Origin of the sequence: Paraburkholderia kirstenboschensis, assembly GCF_904848585.1 — a bacterium.
GTDB classification, from domain to species: Bacteria; Pseudomonadota; Gammaproteobacteria; order Burkholderiales; family Burkholderiaceae; genus Paraburkholderia; species Paraburkholderia kirstenboschensis.
Genome location: NZ_CAJHCR010000004.1, coordinates 389,934 through 408,248, shown reverse-complemented (window position 1 = coordinate 408,248; position 18,315 = coordinate 389,934). Strand labels below are relative to the sequence as shown.

The following is an 18,315-nucleotide window of genomic DNA, read 5'->3' as shown; positions in this document are numbered from 1 at the left end:
GCACCGGTCCGCAGATTAGTCATATACGGGCTCGCGTTCGCTGCCCGCGCCGCCGAATCGTCGCACTTCCGCCTCCTGAACACGTGCGTCCACGATCTTGACTTCCACGTACGTGGGGCACTTCGTGACATAGGAAGAATAGTCGTTCGTTCGCAGCGATTCCACAAACTGTTCGAGGGGACTTCTCCAGTCCTCTTCGTCGAAAATTGCAGGTGGAATGCGAATGATGTCTGCCCAGGTGCCGCTATTCAGATAAACCGGGAACGACTTGCCGCCATCAAGTCGAATCTTCTTCGGCAGATGCGTGTGGCCGAATATCACGGTCGAGAATCGTCCCGATCGAGTGAGCGCCGTCGCCGCAGACAGGTAGTCATCGGCCTCTCGACCGAGATCGAACGCATGGCTACTCATTGCGCACGTCAAAACGCGGCGCAGAAGTTGTAGCCGATTCGTCGGAACGGCCCTGACGCGCGGTCCTATTCTGGCTGTCGCCTTGAAGATGTCAGAGATCCACGCATCGAGCCGGGCTCCCGCGCGAGTGGCAATTAGACTTCTGTTGCGGCCGCCGGATGACATGTTGCCCGTGACGGTGGTGGCAGGGAGGAGCTCCGCGGCGTGCTGCGCTCCCAGTTGCTCGATCAGCACCGAGTCGAGCGTCCTCAACTCGGATTCGGGCGGGCGCCGATCTCCACCCGCCGAGCTAAGGTGACCCGTTCGCCTGGTGGTCAGGTTATCGTCACTCACGCCGCCAGCGGCGACGCCCTTCGCGACTTGCGACAGAACTAGAATGTGCTCGAGGACAAGCTTGATTTCCGGCTCTAGAAAAAGCAGCAGAGGAATAACGGCTTCCGTTTCCGGCTTAAGCAAATCGACAAACCGGTATTTGGACTTGAGACGATTGATGACATGGATGACAAGCAGTGTTCCGGGCGGCGGTTGGAAATATCGGTCGGAGCGTTCGAGCTTGCCGCCGAGTCCTCTGGACGCCATCGAGCGCTCCTGCCGGAGCTGGCTGTGATCGATCTGATTGAAGCGGTCGTAGCGATTTCCGTGCTCAACGAGCAAGTTACCGTTGATGTAGGCCTCGCCATCGTAGATGAATTCAAGCCTCGCTTGATCGTTCGGATCGAGCAGATGCCGCAATCTCGTTCTGACGGCAGGTAGCGCAAGCTCGACGTCGTGATTGCCGAGTAGCAAGACGAGTCGGTGACCGGCGTAAACAAGACGCTGTAATGCTTCAAACGGTCCATCACCGTGCGCACCTCGGGATCTCAGCACGATCTGGTTCAATTTGGCGATTGCCCGTTCTTCGCTGTCGGTCCAGCTTTGCGCGTAGCTTTTCGCCCCTTCGATTTCATCGTCCGCTAAAAAATCGACGATGTCGCCCGCGATAATCATCGTGGTGCGCTCGGTGTCCGAGGCGGAGCATCTCACCCAATCGATGAAGTCGCGCAGCTCATCGTAACTGGCGCAAAGGCTCGTTCCAAGCGTCGCCTCGCCGTCAGGCGAGCGCTGCGACGGTCGGCCGCCGAGATGGAGGTCTGAGATGACGAACAGCCGTTCGGTACTTAGGGACTGGACGGGCATCTAAATATCCTCGCGGAGCGAAACTTGTCCAAGGGGAATGCTTTGTTGGTCCCCGCTTGGTCGAGCGTCCGTTCTTCGCTGAGCGTACATGTTGCTGGAGCAAAACAATCGTGATGCACAGCAATGCGTTCACAACGCATGCACTGACGACTTTAGCGTACCGAGGAAGCGCTCCCTACACATCATCACTTTCTACCCGAAGCGATCTCTTGCGGATATGTGACTATCGAACGGCCACAACGCCTTATCCCATGCTGCGTCTCGTCATCGCCATGCGGCGCAGCGCACCCAGCCGACAGGCCGCATTCGTTTTTCGTCCCAGATCCGTCTTTCAGTATAGTGTCGGCAATAGCCGGAGGGACTACCGTAATTGGTCTGCTGATCATTCTCCGTTACAAGTGTGCGTATCGCCTGATCACGCGCACGAATGCCGCTTCCGCCGTGCATATCTGTGCCCAGGTACTCGCGGTCCATCGACTCGGCTCTCGCGCGCGTGCTGCCCGGCACGCGTCGGCCATCAGGGCCGCGACGATTTCGACTTTCGCCATTTCGAATACGCGCCGTGGCATTGCAGGGGGCGCGGTTGCTGTTTGGCGAAGATGACTCGTGAATGTCCGCAAGGCAGACGAACCACCGTCTTGGTTTCCGCGATCGAATGCCCGTTTGCCGAGCAGAGCTGCCACCTGAGCGTCCGGGCGACGCACCGGACGTACGTCCCTTCATGGCCCCGCAGCCTGCCTGCCGCGACCGGCGACAGGCGACCCGTTTCAGCCCATCCGATTGGGCGGAAAACGATCGCTCAACATGTGGGGCTAGTGGGGATACCAGGAATTTTTCCGCTTCACCGGCGATCGATCACTAATTGGCTCGCCGGAGTGCAAGTGGGGGGCGTCGCTCAAGTTGGGTGCCGCTTAAATATCGGCAGAGACATCGGCGATTCAGACTTCGCGCGACAGATGCGCGAGGATCGTGAGCGGTGGGAGCGCCAGCGCAAGGAAAAAGAGCGCACGCAGGAAGCGGCCCTTAAGCAAACGGACCCATTCATTCGCTGGTTTGCTTGGCCCGTGTGCGCTCTGATGGGCTTGATCTTTCTCGTGCTGATGTACACCGTCACGCCAACGATCATCAACGCTGTCATCAAAGCCACGCACGAGTGGCAAGCCCTTTTACGCTGAGGAGCTTCAATGGACACGCTGAGATTCGCACTCGCGTTGGAAGGCGAGGGTATGGATCCGGACCAGGCGGCCATCATCGCCCACGAGCTATACGCGATTTATGCTCATTCGGTACGGGGTGGTGTATACAAGCCCGTGGACTATGGGGATTTCGAGACGCTTAGTCTTAAGGCGAGCTTGGCGCGAGCCTCCAAAGAAGCGATGAGGAACGCGCTACGCGCGGGGCTCGAAGAGGACGCCGATCAGGAGAAGCATTGGCGGGCTGAAATGGAACGGATCAAAGCTGAGCGAAGGCGGCGGCGGTTCATTGATTGGCGACTCGGAGTCGGGATTGAAGCCAATGCGCAACACCGTATCGTTTCACGCGATACCTAATGAGTCCCGGCGCCCACGTTCGCATTCCGCACAGCCTCGATGAGGGCGATCTGGTATGGGAAATGCACTACCTCACGTCGACGCGTCGACATGGCGCTTCATGCGTGATGTGTCTGAACGTCTTTATCACGAGAAATCGCTGACTGATTGGCTCCGCGATATGCGGGCAGCACACTCGGTGTTGCTTGGCGAAGATGTACGTGTGGACCGCCTTCTTTCGGAGGCGGTTGCGATCCTGGAATACACCATCATTACTCGCGGAAGTCGACTTCCTATCGAGATAGCCAGCCCGTTGGCTCCCAGTAAGTCAAGGAAAGGCGCTGAGCGTTGCGCCGTCTGACTATTCGTGCAGGGCGAGAAATGCGACCGTGACGTAGTGGGCGGCGAAGATCGGTCGCCACTGAGTCTCTTGGGTGAGATGGTGCTAAGGCAAAGAATTGTCGTTGGGAAAGGCGAGCGATCAGTAGACTGCCGCGTTTTTGTCGGGCGAATGGATCGCCTTGATTCTTCTGCTATGCGGACAGCTACGTCGAGCCCCGAATGGTCATACGTGTATTCCGCGCCCGCAAGGGGTGCAACCGATCGGTCAGTCAATCGCGTCTCGCTGACATCGGTTCGACCGTATATCGTGAAAGGAATGCGAGTTCGAGTCTCTGCTGCAGGACCGGGGAACGCAGAGGCGGATTGGGGTGCCGAACCTGCGAACGGTGTCAGCTGATCGGACCGGACGCATGATGGCGATGACGCCGTGGAGGGAAAGGTGAACGATAGCGATGAGACTCGAATTCTGCTCGACGAGATCGAGGCCAGCCAGCGCGATATCTTTGCCAGCTTAAGCCGGGTCGAGGACCTGGTGGCACGGATGGAAATACGTCTGACTCAAGTTGCGGATCTGGCGGCGACGGTTTCACAGGAGGCCGATCAAATCGCGACGATGGCGGAGCATCGACGGCGCTTGCTCGACTCGCGGCGCACCACCTGACGTTTGAAGACGCGCGGCTCGCGGGGGCAATACGCGAGGCAATGAGTTCGTTCTGTCGCGTGTGGTGGACCGCGCTGCGGATTGCGGACTCGCATGGTCACAACCGTGCCGATTCCGCTTGCTTTAGCCGCAGAAAACCCGCTTTGGCGTGAGCGTCGTAACGCGCAAGGAGCCGACATGACGATGGACGAATTCGAGAGCCACATGTTGAAGGAAGTGATGGAAATGGACGCCCTCGTGGCTGCGTGGGGCGAAAGCATGGCGGGAGGCATCGGAAAGCTGGAGGCAGCGTCGAGTCGCCTCCGCATGCAAATTGCCGAGATTCGAGTCGAAATCGAACAAATAAAGCTGATGGTCGTTGAATGGCAACGCGAACTTGCTGACCGTGATGCCGAGGGTTCTGGCGAACCATAGCTGGATCGCCCGTCTGCGGCGCCGGACACGATGGAATAAAGTCGTGGAAGCAGCTTGGATTGGGCGCCCACTTTATGCACGTGATCTGAGCGGCGAGAAGGACCTCGATTAGGCAGAGGCGGCAGGAAGGGCGGGCATAAGCATGACGCGTTACGAAGATGACCGAGCGCAATGGAGCGATGAGCAGATTGCCGCGCTTCAGTCGGGCGACTGGGCTGCGCTGGACGTCCCCATGCTGGTCCGCCTGCTTAACGGACAGACGCCCCAAGACGTTGTGCGACACCTGCGCAAGCTGCTCGCGGCGCTCCTCAAGTGGATGGCGTGCCCTTCACGCCGCAATGGGGGTTGGAGCGGAATCATCAGCTGGCACCGACATTTTCTGAGGGACATTTTCGAGGATGACCCACCCATGCGCGAGCACGCGGCCGCCGGGCTGCAGGGCGAATACGAGCTTGCGGTCTACCGCGCTGCGTCAGCCATTGGAATCGACCCGGAGGATCTGCCCGCACGGTGCCCGTGGAACCTTGAGCAGATAATCGATAGTGAATTCATGCCCGGCGCCCCGGCGACGCCGGATGACTATGAACGCGCGTACAGTGAAACCGGGCTGTAGTGTGTGGCCCTGTTCTTAGGAGGCGGGTCGCCCACAACATCCGGATTGGTAATCCGTGGTTGCGTCAGCCGCGTAGTTGGCCGGCCGCCTTTCCGGAGCGGATCCGCAGTGAGTTCCGGCCGCGAATTCCCTCAATTGGCTGCAAACCTGTAACCGCGGGGTAACCCCCGAGCCGGTGCTTCTACTCTTTCGTGACTTGGAATGGCGAACGCTGTACGTCGACTCGATCGTGACGCACGCACGGCGTACGTTTTTTCCTTTTGGGCAGCCTGAACGCCATCAGTAAGCGCCCGCGTCCGTCGCGGGCTCAGTTCACGTTCGACGGGTTGAAAAGGAAAGGTCTGGTCCTGAATGAATGCGCCGTTTCCCGGTCCTGTTGCGGACGATAGCAGTCATGGCGGCCAAGAGATATTCTGTTTCGGAGTTGACACCGCCCGTGCTGCGTTGGAGCTTTGACCACCGGCACACCCGTTTTCTGGAAGGGCGCGTGCGTAACATCTTTGGCGAAGGTGTCCGGTTCGCGTGTCCCAATGCAACTGACCGTGATGGAACAGCCGCTTCGCGGGCATGTCGGTGCGACAATTGCAGAGCCACTATCTGGAACTCGCGAACGAAGTGACCGCTCGCGTATGCTCTGACAACGAACGTTACGAGTCTGCGCGATAGCGACATGCTCAAACACCGGCTCGTGGCTTCATCGGCGGCCATCGATGTGCTACTTGTGGCGCCTTCCGTTGAGATCAGGAGAGCCATCGTATGAGCGATAACGACACGAACCACGATCACCCTGCACGCACGATCGCCGAGGCGCTCGACTCGCGCGATTGGGATCTAAATGCCGGTGAATTGCACAAGTCTTTTCTCGATCTGGTCGGCGCGGTGATAGCGGTCGCGCGCGAAGTCGCCAACGTCGCGGCCACGGCCGATCGCGCTAACGACAGGCTCGATTCGATAAACGAGGGGCGCAGGCAACTGATGGAGGCGACGCACACCAACCAGGCGCCAAGAGCGGCCCCAAGTGCAGCTCCCGATGCTCGCCTCGTGGATCCGTCGGCGGCCAACGCACGCCATGACGGGGAGGAGCATGACGACACTGACGCCCGATTGAGCCGCCTGCTCGCCGATATGGAGGAACAATCGACCCAGGAAACGCTCAGGCGTGAGCTGGAGCACGCCCGTCAATATCAGACCCGCGCAAAGCTCGCAGAGCATCGGGTTGACTTTCTGTACCGCAACCTCGTTGAAATGTGGCGCATGGTGCGTTGCGCCGAGGAGGACGCGCAAGCACCCGAACAACTGCGCAAAGCACTTGTTTCCATTGAGACACGTTTGCGTGCGATGCTCGAATCGGCAGGCAAGCTGCCGCCCGAGTGATCCCCGGCGTGCGCATACCGACAAGCCCCAAGGTCGGATTAGTGCGCGGCCGGTTCATGTCATCGCTTGTACGGACTGGCGCAGTACGGGCCTACAACGCAGACCTATCATTTCACGGCCACTCCAGTGCGGTACCGGCTGATGCTTTACGGCCAGATCGCTGCGGAAGGCTACGAAGTCATCATCGACACCATTTCCGCCTGGTTATTTATTTGTAAAACTCCGGACCTGATCGGACAGACGATGTCAAATCGTCCGGCTCAGTTCGGCCACAAAGGGACATTCGACATCGTCTCGACGATCGTCGACAATCTGCGCAGGACTATGAGATCGTCTCAATCACATTCAATGGAGATTGAGTCATGGGAATGATCAAACATGTTTCGGTTCTTCTGCTGCTTATCCCTTTTTACGCGCATTCGGAACAGTACGTATGTACGCCCGAGAAGATGACGGGTTTCAAGTACGATTCACAGGAAAAAAAGTGGAACTACGCAAAGTTCAAAACCGATTTCCAGTACGTACTCACACCGGGAAAAGGAAAATTCGCATTCAACTTGGTTAAGGTCGGCGACGCCAACCCAACTGGTGGATGTGAAAAAGGATTTAATGACGCGGGGTTCTTATTTTGTAGCATCCCGGATGGAGATTTCAAATTCAACAAGTTCAATGGCCGCTACTTGCTTGTGAGCGACATAGGCTATTACTTGGTCGGCAAAGGCATGTGGGCAGAAACTGACGAGGATAGCGGAGATTTGGCTTTCCAAATTGGAAAGTGTAAGCCTTTCAATTAAGCATCGGGTAACATTCGCGCAGGGCGAATGTCTGCTTCTCCCGTGGTCGGCTGCTCCTGAGCGGCTCCGAAGAACGGGTCGGGCGGGAGTCGGCCAAGGAGCGTCGTTCGTCAGAGATTGTTCCGCGACGGCGGGCCCTCCTGACCCGTGAGTAGCCGCTGTCTGGAACTAGAGGTTGCACATCACGCGATTAACCGATCCGTCGCCGGCGGGAAGACACGATTTAAAATTTCTTGCTTCAGCTTCAGTAGCGCGTCCAAACGGCACTTCTTAGCGAGCCGATTATACAAAGCTGTATTCGTGCAGTGAATACTCGCGTGAGCACGCATTCTGACAAGCATCATTGGCAATGTGTACTCCTTTGCAGAAACATATTTTGTTATGAAGCAGCCTGCCTCATCGATCACTTCTTCAAATTCCTGCACCAAAGAATCAACAACATCTGCGCCGTATTGCGCGTCCAATGCTGATTTGATTCCGTAACAAACTGCTTGCACTTTTGCATCATCAAGATCAGCATATTTCGAAGAGATAAAGTCGTTAAATTTTCTCGAGGTGGTCGCGATCCCGCTGTCCAAATAATGTGATGCGGCGTAGATTAGAAATAGCGATCTAAATGAACGGCTCGAATTTGCCCGCCATCCCTCAAAATCTACTTGCGCCCTGAAATCGTCGCAAGTCATTGTCAAGTGTTCCTCGTCCATGATTTCGCAAATGGCAAGTTCATCGCAAAGGTAGTTCTCTATGCAATATCGATCCAATCTTAAAACGTTTGAAGGGAGCTCAATCATTTCGCCGCAAATAAGATATAGGTCGCCGTCAACGATGTATATGGACCTCCTATCGGGGGCCTGAAATTCCTTCGCCTTTGCCACTACGGCATCTCTCCCACCCTGCGGAAATACTTTGCTGATTGTCAATTTGTCAGCAAGCAGTCTACTCAGAAGGGTGCTGTAAACCTTTGCGAAGCCGATGGCTTTGTCCTCAACATACACGTCTATATCGTTAAAATCTTCGTAAAAAACTGATGCCGCAAATTTTGCGGTGGCCCCTCGTTCCGGAAAATCGTTCATCTATTCACCCGCAGAGCATTTTTCTTGTTTTCTCCAATAATCTCAGGAGAATGTGTCGCGAACAAAAATTGGATGCTTGAGTTCAATCTCGTCAACTGGCCGACAAGAGTCTCTTGCCAACGCAAATGTAAGGAAAGCTCGGGTTCATCGATGATGATAATGCCGGCATTGATCCGAGGCATAAATGTAACATGAGCCAAAAGGGTGAGGAGTTGCCGCTCTCCAGACGACAGGGACATTATCGGTACAGCATCGCCTTCACGTTGGATTATCAACTCTCCAACTGAATCGACCGATACGCTCTTTTTTGAATCGTTGAGAAAAGAATTTGCGACCGAAATAAACGATTCGATCGGCGCGAAAACCTTGGCAGCGCTACGCTTGTTTCTATCCAACTCTTTAAGAATAGCGTCAATTCTTTCGATTTGGGCTTTGTTCAACAACCATTCCAACAGCGCGGGCCCGTCGGGCTCGTCGCTAGTTTCGTGTGCCGATTCCAATTTATCAAAAAACAAGTCGATCTGATTTTTGGCATTAGAAGTTCCTCCCAGCTCAGAGGCTACCTGCTCGATTTCTCGACGTCGCGATATGATATTACGATATTCGGCATATCTTTTGCTTTTGTCCGCGCGAAGGGAGTCATCGATACCAATATATTTGAACGTTGATCGAACAATAACATTCACCAAGGAAGAATTTGCGGCGTCGGCTATGCGCCGATATTTTCTGTATTCATTCTTAATAAGCCGTCGGGCATTTTCAATTCCTTCCTCGCCCGGTGCGTTTCGGTGGCGCGCAGGGGCCACTCGAGTGCCATTCGTGATATGAAAACGGAACGTCTCTTCGTCATACAGCTCGTCGTTTGTTTTAAGGCGGCGCTCGAGCCCAATGAACATTGGCTCAGGTATGCTCGCCATAAACTCCGATATCAGATTCTTCTCCCGAAGAAATCTGAACCGAATTTCCTCCGCCATTTCGTCGATCTTACCCGTTTTCGTATATTGCTCAAGCTCATCTTTCTCATAAATTCGAATTGATGAAACGCCAGCCAGCTCGATTACTCTAAACTCTATTTCAAGTTTATTTTTACTTATTGTTAAAGTGCAGATTTTCGCGTCTTTTTCGAACTGTATTTCCATTTCTCGAAATGAAATCGTCCACAACTCGCGAACGTTGACCGTTAGCGCGGCTTGTATAAGCCTGAGTGCCGTCGTCTTCCCACTCCCATTTATACCAACAAGGAAGTTCAAGTCCGGGTTAAAGTCTATCGAAAAATTATAAGATCTAAAGACATTGGCAGCGCTGAACTTAATTAATCTCACTCTTTCCTCTCATTCGAGCATATTTTTTTCGGTGTTCGTCGATTTGATCCGCCGGCACCCCGGCGCCAACCACCGGACGTCCGCGGAAAGGATAATCGAAAAGCCTCTCGGCAGTTGGCCGATTGGGACGAAAGCATTGCTTGCCCAGCCTAGATTTTTTGTCTTGCTCGGCCGCCCGGCTACGGCACAGGTTCATTGGGGGGCGCTCAACCGCTCCCTACGTTTATCGACGAAATGGTCAAAAAACTTAAGCGTTCACGCCAGTTTTCGGCGCAACCTCGCGTTGGCAAGCAGTGAGATGAGCGTCCGTTACCGACGTACGGCCCGTCTACGCAACCCGTCCTCGATATTTGTGGCATCTGCGAGTCGTCTAGAAGTTGTCATCTGTCGTCAAGCCGGTTCGTTCCCGTCAGGACAAAAACCAATGCATGCGACGACGGATGAGTGGCCGGTTTGCAGAAATTCAAAAGACTGAATTGGGTCGAGGCCGTGTGAAATCGCAGGCTAAACGCGAGGTTCGAGAAAGGCGACCCTTCAGGTCTCGCTGTATTGGCTTGGCGGTGCGTTGGGAAGGGTAAAGCGACACCCGAAAACCGAGTACTTTTGCGTTTTCACGCGGCCTCGGCCGGTTGCCGCCCCCTGCCTCGACACGCTTGGGACCTGATCTAACTGTGAATGTCACATGGAGTCCCGACTCTTACAATTCATTCAACAAACATTACGCTGATGCGCCAGCCTGCGGCGGTGCCTTGGGAGGCACGGCTCCTGGATGATACGTCGAGTCGAAAACCATATCTGTCAGCCAGCGCTTAAAGCTGGGGTTATCGCTGAACTGCTTGAACAGTTCCGTATGATCAGAGATCAGTTCCAGCACCACTCGATTCAGTGCCTTGTCGTGTTCCAGCTTCGCGTTCTGCTTGTCGGAGTTGGCCTGCGCGTTTTGGTAGGCTTTGTCCTGCGCCACGCGGGCCGGGATGTCCTCGGTGATGACCTTGCGAATCTTGTCGCCGTCCTTCCACTCGATGTTGCCGAACATGTCGTTGAAGGCCTTGATGATGTTCGACAGCTTGTCGAATTCGGGTGTACTGCCACCGCCACCACTGCCAGGCGGGGGCGGTTCGATGAAGGCATCCGCATCGTCCATCGACATCTTCAGCGACGCTTGCGCCTCCACCCGATAGCTGTCCATGTCTATGGCTTCCAGCACGCCCTTCGAGAGGTCTTCCTCCTTCGGGGCAGGGAGCTTTGGGATCAGGAAGTTCAAGAAGATCGCCAGCTTTTCCCAAGCCGGGTGGCCGTAAGTCAGGATTGCCGCGAGGAAGCCGTAGCTGCGCACAAATGTCTTGGCCTTGCCCTTGAACTCAACTTGGTCGTCTTCGCTCAGGTTGTCGATGTACTCGGCAACGCAGGCGTCGAGAATGGGGTCGAGCTCGTCCCGGTTTGCGCCAGTGACGTAGAGCGCGACCAAGTCCTCGACCTGCTGCCAGCTGTACACCTGCTTCGCATCGAGATCGTTCTTCAGGTCGTGCAGTTTGTTGGGGTCTGTTTCGCCGGTCTGGATCGTGGCGCGGTAGTAGTCCTGGAATGCCGCCTTCACCGCCTCCGCGTTATCGGCAAAGTCAAGCACGAAGGTGTCGCGCTTCTGCGGATGGGCGCGGTTCAGCCTTGAGAGCGTTTGCACCGCCAGCACGCCCGCCAGTGGCTTGTCCACATACATCGTCTGCAGCAGCGGCTCGTCAAAGCCGGTGACGAACTTGTTAGCGACGATCAGGAAGCGATATGGGTCTTGCTTCAGCTTCGACGGAATATCTTTGCTCGGGAATTCATTGAGGTCGGCCTCGGTCTTCTTTACCCCGCCAATTTCGAAGTCCCCTGAGTACGCCACGATGGCCTTGAAAGGGCTCTTGATGGTGGCGAGGTAATCCGACACCTCGCGATAATAGTCGATGGCACGTGCGATCCCGTTGCAGACGATCATCGCGCGCGCCTTGCCACCGATCTTCTGCTTGCCAATGACCTGCGCCACGAAGTGATCGATCATGATCTCGGCCTTCTTGCGGATGGCCTTGTCGTGCGATTCGACGTAGTGGCGAATCTTTTTCAGTGCCTTGATCTTCTCGAAGTCGGGATCGTCCTCGATCGTCTTGGCGACGTGGTAGAAGCTGTCCACCGATGTGTAGTTCTCAATCACGTCGAGAATGAAGCCCTCCTGGATCGCTTGCTTGGTGGTGTAGGTCAGCTCCTCCGGGGCGCGGAAGCACGCTTCGCCACCCTCCACGTAGCGCTCGCCGAATAACTCCAGCGTCCGGTTCTTCGGCGTGGCAGTGAAGGCAAAGTAGCTGGCGTTCGGCAACACCTTGCGCGACTCGATCAGCTTGTTGACAGCGTCCTCGACCGTTTCTTCGTCACCCCCGTCATCACCCGGAGCTCCCGACAAGGCCATGTGCATCTTGGCCGTGGTCTTGCCGCCCTGGCTGGAATGCGCCTCATCGATGAGCAGCGCAAATTTCTTGCTTCCGAGATCGCCTAGCTCATCATAGATTACCGGGAACTTCTGTACGGTCGTCACGATGATCTTCTTGCCTTTACGCAGGAACGTGCGCAACTCGTCCGCGTTATCGGAGTGACCGAATATCGACGCGACGTGGTCGTAGCTCTTGATGGTGCGAGCAATCTGTGTGTCCAGCGCGATCCGGTCGGTGATAACGACGACCGAGTCGAACAGGGTCAGCATCGCATCGGCGGTGGTCTTCAGCTCCACTAGCTGGTGAGCCAACCACGCGATGGTATTGCTCTTGCCGCTGCCTGCCGAATGCTGGATGAGATAGCGCTTGCCGACTCCATCTTCGCGGGAACGGCGCAGTAAGGCACGGACGGTACGAAGTTGGTGAAATCTCGGGAACACTTGCTTGCGCCGCTTCTTGCCCTTTTCGTCCTCCTCTTCCACCACCTGTGTGAAGTTCTCGATGATGTTGGCGAGCGAGTCCTTCAGCAGCACCTGCTTCCATAGATAGTCAGTCTTCAAACCGTGCTGGTTGGGCGGGTTGCCTGCACCGCTGTTCCAGCCCTGGTTGAACGGCAGGAACCACGAGGTCTTGCCGGTGTGATGCGGGCAGAACCGCACTTCGGCATCGTCTACGGCCACGTGCGCCACGCACCTCCCGAGTTGGAACAACAACTCGTTCGGGTTGCGGTCGGTCTGGTACTGCGTGACGGCATCGGCAACGGTCTGCTTGGTCAGAGAGTTCTTCAACTCGAAGGTCATCACCGGCAGTCCATTGATGAATATCGCCATGTCCAGCGAGCGCTGCGACTCGTCATTGCTGTAGCGCAGCTGGCGGGTGACGCTGAAGATGTTCTTGCCGAAGTTCTCTGCAGCGCTGACGTTGCCCGGCGTCGGCAGCAGCTTGTACAGATCAACGTGAACCGGGCCGTGGCCAACACCTTTGCGCAGCACATCCACCACGCCCCGCTTGGCGATCTCGCCCTGGATGCGGTGCAAGAACTGGGTCCGCTTGATGCCCTCGTCTGCCAATTCCAGCGTTTCGACCGCCTTGGGCTGGGTGGCCTGCAGGAACGACAGCAACTGCGCCACATCCACTGCCACGTCGCGGTTGTAGTCGGTGGGTTGCCCCTGCACGTAGCCGCCGCCGGTGCAGAGGTCGCGCACGATCAAGGCCTCCAAGCCCTTTTCGCTGGTGTCAGTCGTCGCCATCGGTTTCCTCCTCATCGGTATCCAATTCTTCGTCGCCGCCGAGCACTGCCAACTCTTCGTCGACCACCACGTCGTCCGCGCCCGGCACCCAGCCGCGCACATCCACTTGACCGGTGACGACATCGGCAATCTGTCGGTCGCGGTACTCGCGGATGAGGGCGATCTCCTTCTCGATCTCACGACGTACCGATTGTTCTTCGTGGAAGAAATCGGTGACTTCGCGTTGCAGATGCAGCGGTGGAACCGGAACCTTCTCTTTCAATAACGAACGCGGGTTTAGCGGGCGATTGCGTCCTGCCGCGCCTCGTGAATGATGGTTCAGGAGCAGGTCGCCAGACTTGCTCAAGAAGAACGTGTATAGATACTCCGGCGTGACAGCATCAAGTATGCACTTGGCAATTGGGTAGCGATGGGAGGCGATACACCCATCATCTTCGGCACTGGCAACGGCAACTGCGCCTTCCCAAGCGAACTGCCCGCTAAATATCAGGTCACCTTTCTCGATTCGGAAGAATGTCGAATCCCCAAGGTGCTTTCCTTCGGTTAGAGGCTTGTGGAAGATGCCGCGACCACGGTTGAACATACCAATCGGCGTGTATGTCGTCTCCGGTTCTCTGGTGATTGACTTCGCTAGAAGCGTGACGACTCGGTCGAATCGGAGGTATTGGGTTTCTGCAGACGCAATCGCGTGTTCTGCGAGGACACCCCGCTGCTCTGCCATCAGCGCGATGAGTTCGCGCTTGGCCTTGATGAATCGGGCGATGTGGGCATCCTGCGCTCGCAGGTAGGCGACGATCTGGTCTTGCTCAGAGCGCGGCGGTTGCAGAAGCGCGATGTCGAGAAACTGGTTCGGGTACAGGCGCAGACGCGAGGATCGGATGCCGGTTGAGCGCCCGATGTATTCGGCAACGTAGGCTCGCGTGCGTAGCAGATAGTCGAGATACGCTGGGTTGTAGCTGTCGACACTGTGCGGCCGATACACGCCGTAGGCCGGGCTGACGATACCCGCGTGCCTGCTCGCACCAAGCGCCGCCATCCACGCCCAAAGCGTGTTGATCACGATGTCTCCGGGACGACACAGCTTGGAGCCAACATAGCTCGCGGCCTTGAACATCGTCACTTTCTTCTGGCTGCGGGGCGTAACCCCGGTCAGATGCGATACCGACAGCAGCTCCTCTTCGCCGGTGCGCGAGCGCTCATCCACCTCACGAAAGAAGACCTTGGCGCGCTGCTCGCCCCAGTGCTCGGGTACTGGCGGAAGCCAGCGCATCTTGGACGTCCGGTATGCCGGATATCCAGTATTACCTGGCAGTACCGAAGCACGAGAGGCCGGCACCTGGCTTTCAGCGGTTGTATCCGAGCCAAAAAGAGAGGCTTGCCGTTCGCTCATGCTGGCGCTCCTCCCACTATCTTTTTCAGCAAGCCCTCGGTTTGCTGCTCCAGCTTCAGGATGTCGGCGCGAATTTGATCCAGGGTGCGCAGCGGTGTCGGCTTGTAGAAGTAGCGCGCAAACGAAATCTCGTATCCGATCTTGGTCGCATCCATTGCGATCCAGGCATCGGGAGCGTGGGGCAGCACCTCGCGGACAAAGAAGGCCTCGATGCCACCCGGCTCCTTGAGCGGCACCTGCTCGGTGTCGCGCAGGTCGGTATCGGCCTCGTACTCGACCATGAACCGATCCTTGCCCACTTCCTCCAGATACGCGCCGTCGTAGCCGGGCTCGAAATGATCACCCGCCTTGAGCTTGCTACGCTTGGCGATGACCGGCGGTGCCGTTTCGTCGCGCCAACTCACTGCCTTGTAGATTGGCTTCTTTTCCGGAGCGCCGAGCTTTTTGCCGTGTGCCTTCATCGTGGCGTCAAAGCGGGCTCGGAATTCGTTGTGATCGTCGAAAACTTCTTCGCCGAGTTCCTGCTGCGCCAGTTTGGCCAGTTCCATCAGCGTCTTGTCGCGCAGCCAGGTCGCAGGGTCGAGTAGCTTCTTGCGGCGCTTTTCCGGTACCGCCTTCTTGGTGGTCTTAGCGTCTTCGTCGTCCGACTCGTCGTCGGCATCCTCGTCGCCACCGTCCCCCTTCAGCCACGCCTCGATTTCGGGCTTGAGCTTGGCGAATTCTGTGTACAGCTTGTCGCTGTGCTTGGCGTAGATCTCGCCGCGCAGGGCCTCGTCGCCGGTGGCAAAGCGCAGGCTTTCAATGGCGCTACGCTTGAGCTGGCTTTTGAGTCGCAGCGGACGTTCAACGGTGGTTTTCCAGTAGCCGAAATCGGAGTTGTCGAACCATTTGCATTCCGGCGTGGCCTTCGCGGCCTCGGCATCGGCGGGTGGCTGATCGAGGTAGTGCTTCAGGATTCGTTCAATGTCCGCGTCCGCCAGCTCGCAGCTTTTCTTGCCGAGGTTGCGCCGCATCGGCAGGAACCACTGCGAAGCGTCGATCAGCTGCACCTTTCCACGTCGGTGATCGGCCTTGCGGTTGGCCAGCACCCAGATGTAGGTCGCGATGCCAGTGTTGTAGAAGATGTTGAGCGGCAGCGCGATGATGGCTTCGAGCCAGTCGTTTTCCAGCACCCAGCGGCGGACATTGCTTTCGCCCTGGCCCGCGTCGCCAGTGAACAGCGCGGAGCCGTTATGCACCAGTGCGATGCGGCTGCCGAGCGGCGTGTTGTGCTTCATCTTTTGCAGCTTGTTCACCAGGAACATTAGCTGCCCGTCGCTGGAACGGGTGATGAGCTTGAACTCCGAATCGCCGCCGTGATTGACGATGAAGCGCGGGTCGCTGAATTCCTTCTTGCCGCCCATCCGGTCGAGGTCGGTCTTCCAACTCTTGCCGTAAGGCGGGTTGGAGATCATGAAGTCGAACTCCCGGGACCGGAACTGGTCGGCCGACAGCGTGGACTTGTCCGCGCCGCCGACGATGTTCTCGGCCTCGTCGCCTTCGCCCTTGAGCAGCAGGTCGGCCTTGCAGATGGCGTAGGTCTCGGGGTTGATCTCCTGCCCGAACAGGTGGATCGAGACTTCCTTGTCGTGGCTCGCTGCCAGTTCGTGCAGCGCCTCTTCGGCCACGGTCAGCATGCCGCCCGTGCCGCAACTCCCGTCGTACAGCAGGTAGGTGCCGGACTGGATCTGGTCGGCCACCGGCAGGAACAGCAACTTGGCCATCAGTTTGACCACGTCGCGCGGGGTGAAGTGTTCGCCTGCCTCTTCGTTGTTCTCTTCGTTGAAGCGGCGGATCAGTTCCTCGAACACCGTGCCCATGCCGTGGTTGTCCAGCGCGGGCAGCTTGATGCGCCCGTCGGTATCCTTGACTGGAAGCGGCGCGAGGTTGATCTCCGGGTCGAGGAAATCGTTGATCAAGTGACCGAGGATGTCGGCCTCGACCATCGTTTGGATTTGGTCTCGAAATTTGAACTTTGCCAAGATGTCCTGAACGTTCGGCGAGAAACCGTCCAGGTAATTAACGAAGTTGTCGCGAAGGCGCTGTCCTTGTCCACTGGCGGTGAGAGTGGCGAGGGTGAATTCCGACGTGTTGTAGAACGCCTGCCCTGCTGCCATCCGCAGCGCGCCGTCCTGCTCGGCCACCTTATGGGTGTCGAGGAACTTCTTGCGCTCGAGCACTGCCTGCTTGGTCGATTCCAGCACGGCATCAAGCCGCCGCAGTACGGTGAATGGAAGGATCACGTCGCGGTACTTGCCACGCACGTATACGTCGCGCAGGCGGTCGTCAGCGATGTTCCAGATGAAGTCAGCAACCCACTTCAGGTTACTTTGATCTTGTTGTTTTACGGGTTTCATCAAACCTGCCCTTGCATAGATGTTGTTATGTCAGGCGAGTTACTGACTGATTCGGTTGGCGACACGGTTGTTCGGTGGTTCATGGGATGGATTGGGTTCCGTTACTATTCCGTACGGCGACAATCGTAGGGTTAATTTTCTGCATTTCGCCCCACTCCGGCCCGGGCATAGTGCCGCGCTGGCGGAGTTGTGAGCGGGGCTGAATTGAATTGCACGCAGCGTTGTCATCTACGACGAAGCGCAGAAGCGCTACCTTAAACTTGTGCTGCTCGTGTCACCATGCTCGACGGACTCTCGCGAATTATGGCGGCGGCGTTGTGCTCGCGGGTGATGCATTTATCAACGCCGCTTTTTGGGATTGATGTCTTGGCGCCCAACGACAATCTGGTGCGCAGCGGGGTTTGGATCCGTTTCCGGGGCAAATTTCGCTTTCACGTAGAACAGCATCGACTCTGGCAACTCGAGTGTCAGCTTCAGCGTCTTGGGGGGAAGATCGTATTCCGCCGCGATGGCTGCACGCTTGCCCGCGTCGAGATCCGGATTCGGCGTCACCGTGACTTCAACTGTCGTGCTCCACTCCTGATCGAACGCGGGATCCTCGCCGCCAGGTTTCCCGTGGCGTGTCGACAGAATGCGGCCTAGCACGAAATCCCGGAAGTCGCCGAGCGTATGACAGAAAGCCCGCACGTGCCACCGTTCACCATCAGTAGCAAACGCGTGCGGCGACAGCCATCGCCAAGTTGGCGTTTCACCCGTCATCGACTGATACTTCACCTCGATCTTGTGCCGTTCCCTGACCGCCGTCACCATTGCGAGCAGCACTTGGGGCGTGGCTCGCCTTTTAGGCAGTGGCCACGTGGCGACGGGAATCCGGGGCGACGTCATCGGCACGAACTCGTCGAGCGTTGTCGGCTTAATCACTTGCGGCTGGAACCCGGATAGCGGCAGATAACGTTTCCTGGACTTGTTGTAGTCCATGTTGCCGGGGTGGCGCTCCATGTAAAGTCGGAAATCCATCGCTGCCTGGGCGGGATTGATGCCAAACGTATTCACGAGATCCGCGCGCTGCAGTTCCCCTTTCCAGAAGAGACAGCGCTCAATGTGT

The 18,315-nt window shown here is 56.9% G+C and carries 15 protein-coding genes; 8 read left to right on the top strand and 7 right to left on the bottom strand.

Features of this window, described 5'->3' with window-relative positions; all coding sequences use genetic code 11:
• Positions 1-15 precede the first annotated feature (15 nt).
• On the bottom strand, positions 16-1,587 hold the full coding sequence (locus JMY24_RS14610; RefSeq protein WP_128594103.1) for a metallophosphoesterase: 1,572 nt from the start codon (positions 1,585-1,587) through the stop codon (positions 16-18).
• An 881-nt stretch (positions 1,588-2,468) separates the two neighbouring features.
• On the opposite strand from JMY24_RS14610, the gene JMY24_RS14605 reads away from it, so the two are divergent.
• The 8 genes from JMY24_RS14605 (at position 2,469) to JMY24_RS14570 (ending at position 7,314) form a co-directional block, all read left to right on the top strand.
• Positions 2,469-2,762 (top strand): hypothetical protein, encoded by a 294-nt coding sequence (locus JMY24_RS14605; protein ID WP_128594104.1) that lies wholly within the window; start codon positions 2,469-2,471, stop codon positions 2,760-2,762.
• Between the two features lie 9 nt (positions 2,763-2,771).
• A complete protein-coding gene (locus JMY24_RS14600; RefSeq protein ID WP_128594105.1) occupies positions 2,772-3,137 on the top strand; it encodes a hypothetical protein in 366 nt (121 codons plus the stop codon).
• 760 nt (positions 3,138-3,897) lie between these two features.
• Positions 3,898-4,119 carry a hypothetical protein gene (locus JMY24_RS14595; RefSeq protein ID WP_128594106.1) on the top strand — a complete coding sequence of 74 codons (222 nt, stop codon included), beginning with the start codon at positions 3,898-3,900 and terminating at the stop codon, positions 4,117-4,119.
• A 177-nt stretch (positions 4,120-4,296) separates the two neighbouring features.
• Positions 4,297-4,533, top strand: coding sequence for a hypothetical protein (locus JMY24_RS14590; protein WP_201702296.1), 237 nt, complete (start codon positions 4,297-4,299; stop codon positions 4,531-4,533).
• 142 nt (positions 4,534-4,675) lie between these two features.
• Positions 4,676-5,146: a DUF29 family protein gene (locus tag JMY24_RS14585; RefSeq protein WP_128594108.1), complete on the top strand. Its 471-nt coding sequence runs from the start codon at positions 4,676-4,678 to the stop codon at positions 5,144-5,146.
• A gap of 756 nt (positions 5,147-5,902) precedes the next feature.
• Positions 5,903-6,520 carry a hypothetical protein gene (locus tag JMY24_RS14580; RefSeq protein ID WP_128594109.1) on the top strand — a complete coding sequence of 206 codons (618 nt, stop codon included), beginning with the start codon at positions 5,903-5,905 and terminating at the stop codon, positions 6,518-6,520.
• Positions 6,521-6,661: 141 nt separating this feature from the next.
• Positions 6,662-6,892, top strand: a complete 231-nt coding sequence (locus JMY24_RS14575; RefSeq protein ID WP_128594110.1) for a hypothetical protein — start codon at positions 6,662-6,664, stop codon at positions 6,890-6,892.
• Complete coding sequence (locus JMY24_RS14570; RefSeq protein WP_128594111.1) at positions 6,883-7,314, top strand: hypothetical protein; 432 nt, start codon at positions 6,883-6,885, stop codon at positions 7,312-7,314. Before JMY24_RS14575 ends, JMY24_RS14570 begins: the two co-directional genes overlap by 10 nt.
• A 182-nt stretch (positions 7,315-7,496) precedes the next feature.
• On the opposite strand, the gene JMY24_RS14565 is transcribed toward JMY24_RS14570, so the two are convergent.
• From JMY24_RS14565 to JMY24_RS14540, 6 genes are all read right to left on the bottom strand, one after another.
• On the bottom strand, positions 7,497-8,387 hold the full coding sequence (locus tag JMY24_RS14565) for a DUF4435 domain-containing protein (protein ID WP_128594112.1): 891 nt from the start codon (positions 8,385-8,387) through the stop codon (positions 7,497-7,499).
• Positions 8,384-9,709, bottom strand: coding sequence for an AAA family ATPase (locus JMY24_RS14560; RefSeq protein WP_201702295.1), 1,326 nt, complete (start codon positions 9,707-9,709; stop codon positions 8,384-8,386). Before JMY24_RS14560 ends, JMY24_RS14565 begins: the two co-directional genes overlap by 4 nt.
• Before the next feature lie 718 nt (positions 9,710-10,427).
• A complete protein-coding gene (locus JMY24_RS14555; RefSeq protein ID WP_128594114.1) occupies positions 10,428-13,424 on the bottom strand; it encodes a type I restriction endonuclease subunit R in 2,997 nt (998 codons plus the stop codon).
• Positions 13,411-14,814 carry a restriction endonuclease subunit S gene (locus JMY24_RS38355; protein ID WP_236597401.1) on the bottom strand — a complete coding sequence of 468 codons (1,404 nt, stop codon included), beginning with the start codon at positions 14,812-14,814 and terminating at the stop codon, positions 13,411-13,413. The genes JMY24_RS14555 and JMY24_RS38355 overlap by 14 nt, the downstream gene beginning before the upstream one ends.
• Positions 14,811-17,210: a type I restriction-modification system subunit M gene (locus JMY24_RS14545; protein WP_128594115.1), complete on the bottom strand. Its 2,400-nt coding sequence runs from the start codon at positions 17,208-17,210 to the stop codon at positions 14,811-14,813. Before JMY24_RS14545 ends, JMY24_RS38355 begins: the two co-directional genes overlap by 4 nt.
• Before the next feature lie 339 nt (positions 17,211-17,549).
• Positions 17,550-18,263, bottom strand: a complete 714-nt coding sequence (locus tag JMY24_RS14540) for a helix-turn-helix transcriptional regulator (protein WP_236597400.1) — start codon at positions 18,261-18,263, stop codon at positions 17,550-17,552.
• Positions 18,264-18,315 lie beyond the last annotated feature (52 nt).

Coding starts and splice junctions, on each gene's coding strand:
- JMY24_RS14580 (WP_128594109.1), top strand. CDS start 5,903: ATGAGCGATAACGACACGAACCACGATCACCCTGCACGCACGATCGCC.
- JMY24_RS14565 (WP_128594112.1), bottom strand. CDS start 8,387: ATGAACGATTTTCCGGAACGAGGGGCCACCGCAAAATTTGCGGCATCA.
- JMY24_RS14600 (WP_128594105.1), top strand. CDS start 2,772: ATGGACACGCTGAGATTCGCACTCGCGTTGGAAGGCGAGGGTATGGAT.
- JMY24_RS38355 (WP_236597401.1), bottom strand. CDS start 14,814: ATGAGCGAACGGCAAGCCTCTCTTTTTGGCTCGGATACAACCGCTGAA.
- JMY24_RS14575 (WP_128594110.1), top strand. CDS start 6,662: ATGCTTTACGGCCAGATCGCTGCGGAAGGCTACGAAGTCATCATCGAC.
- JMY24_RS14545 (WP_128594115.1), bottom strand. CDS start 17,210: ATGAAACCCGTAAAACAACAAGATCAAAGTAACCTGAAGTGGGTTGCT.
- JMY24_RS14570 (WP_128594111.1), top strand. CDS start 6,883: ATGGGAATGATCAAACATGTTTCGGTTCTTCTGCTGCTTATCCCTTTT.
- JMY24_RS14610 (WP_128594103.1), bottom strand. CDS start 1,587: ATGCCCGTCCAGTCCCTAAGTACCGAACGGCTGTTCGTCATCTCAGAC.
- JMY24_RS14555 (WP_128594114.1), bottom strand. CDS start 13,424: ATGGCGACGACTGACACCAGCGAAAAGGGCTTGGAGGCCTTGATCGTG.
- JMY24_RS14590 (WP_201702296.1), top strand. CDS start 4,297: ATGACGATGGACGAATTCGAGAGCCACATGTTGAAGGAAGTGATGGAA.
- JMY24_RS14585 (WP_128594108.1), top strand. CDS start 4,676: ATGACGCGTTACGAAGATGACCGAGCGCAATGGAGCGATGAGCAGATT.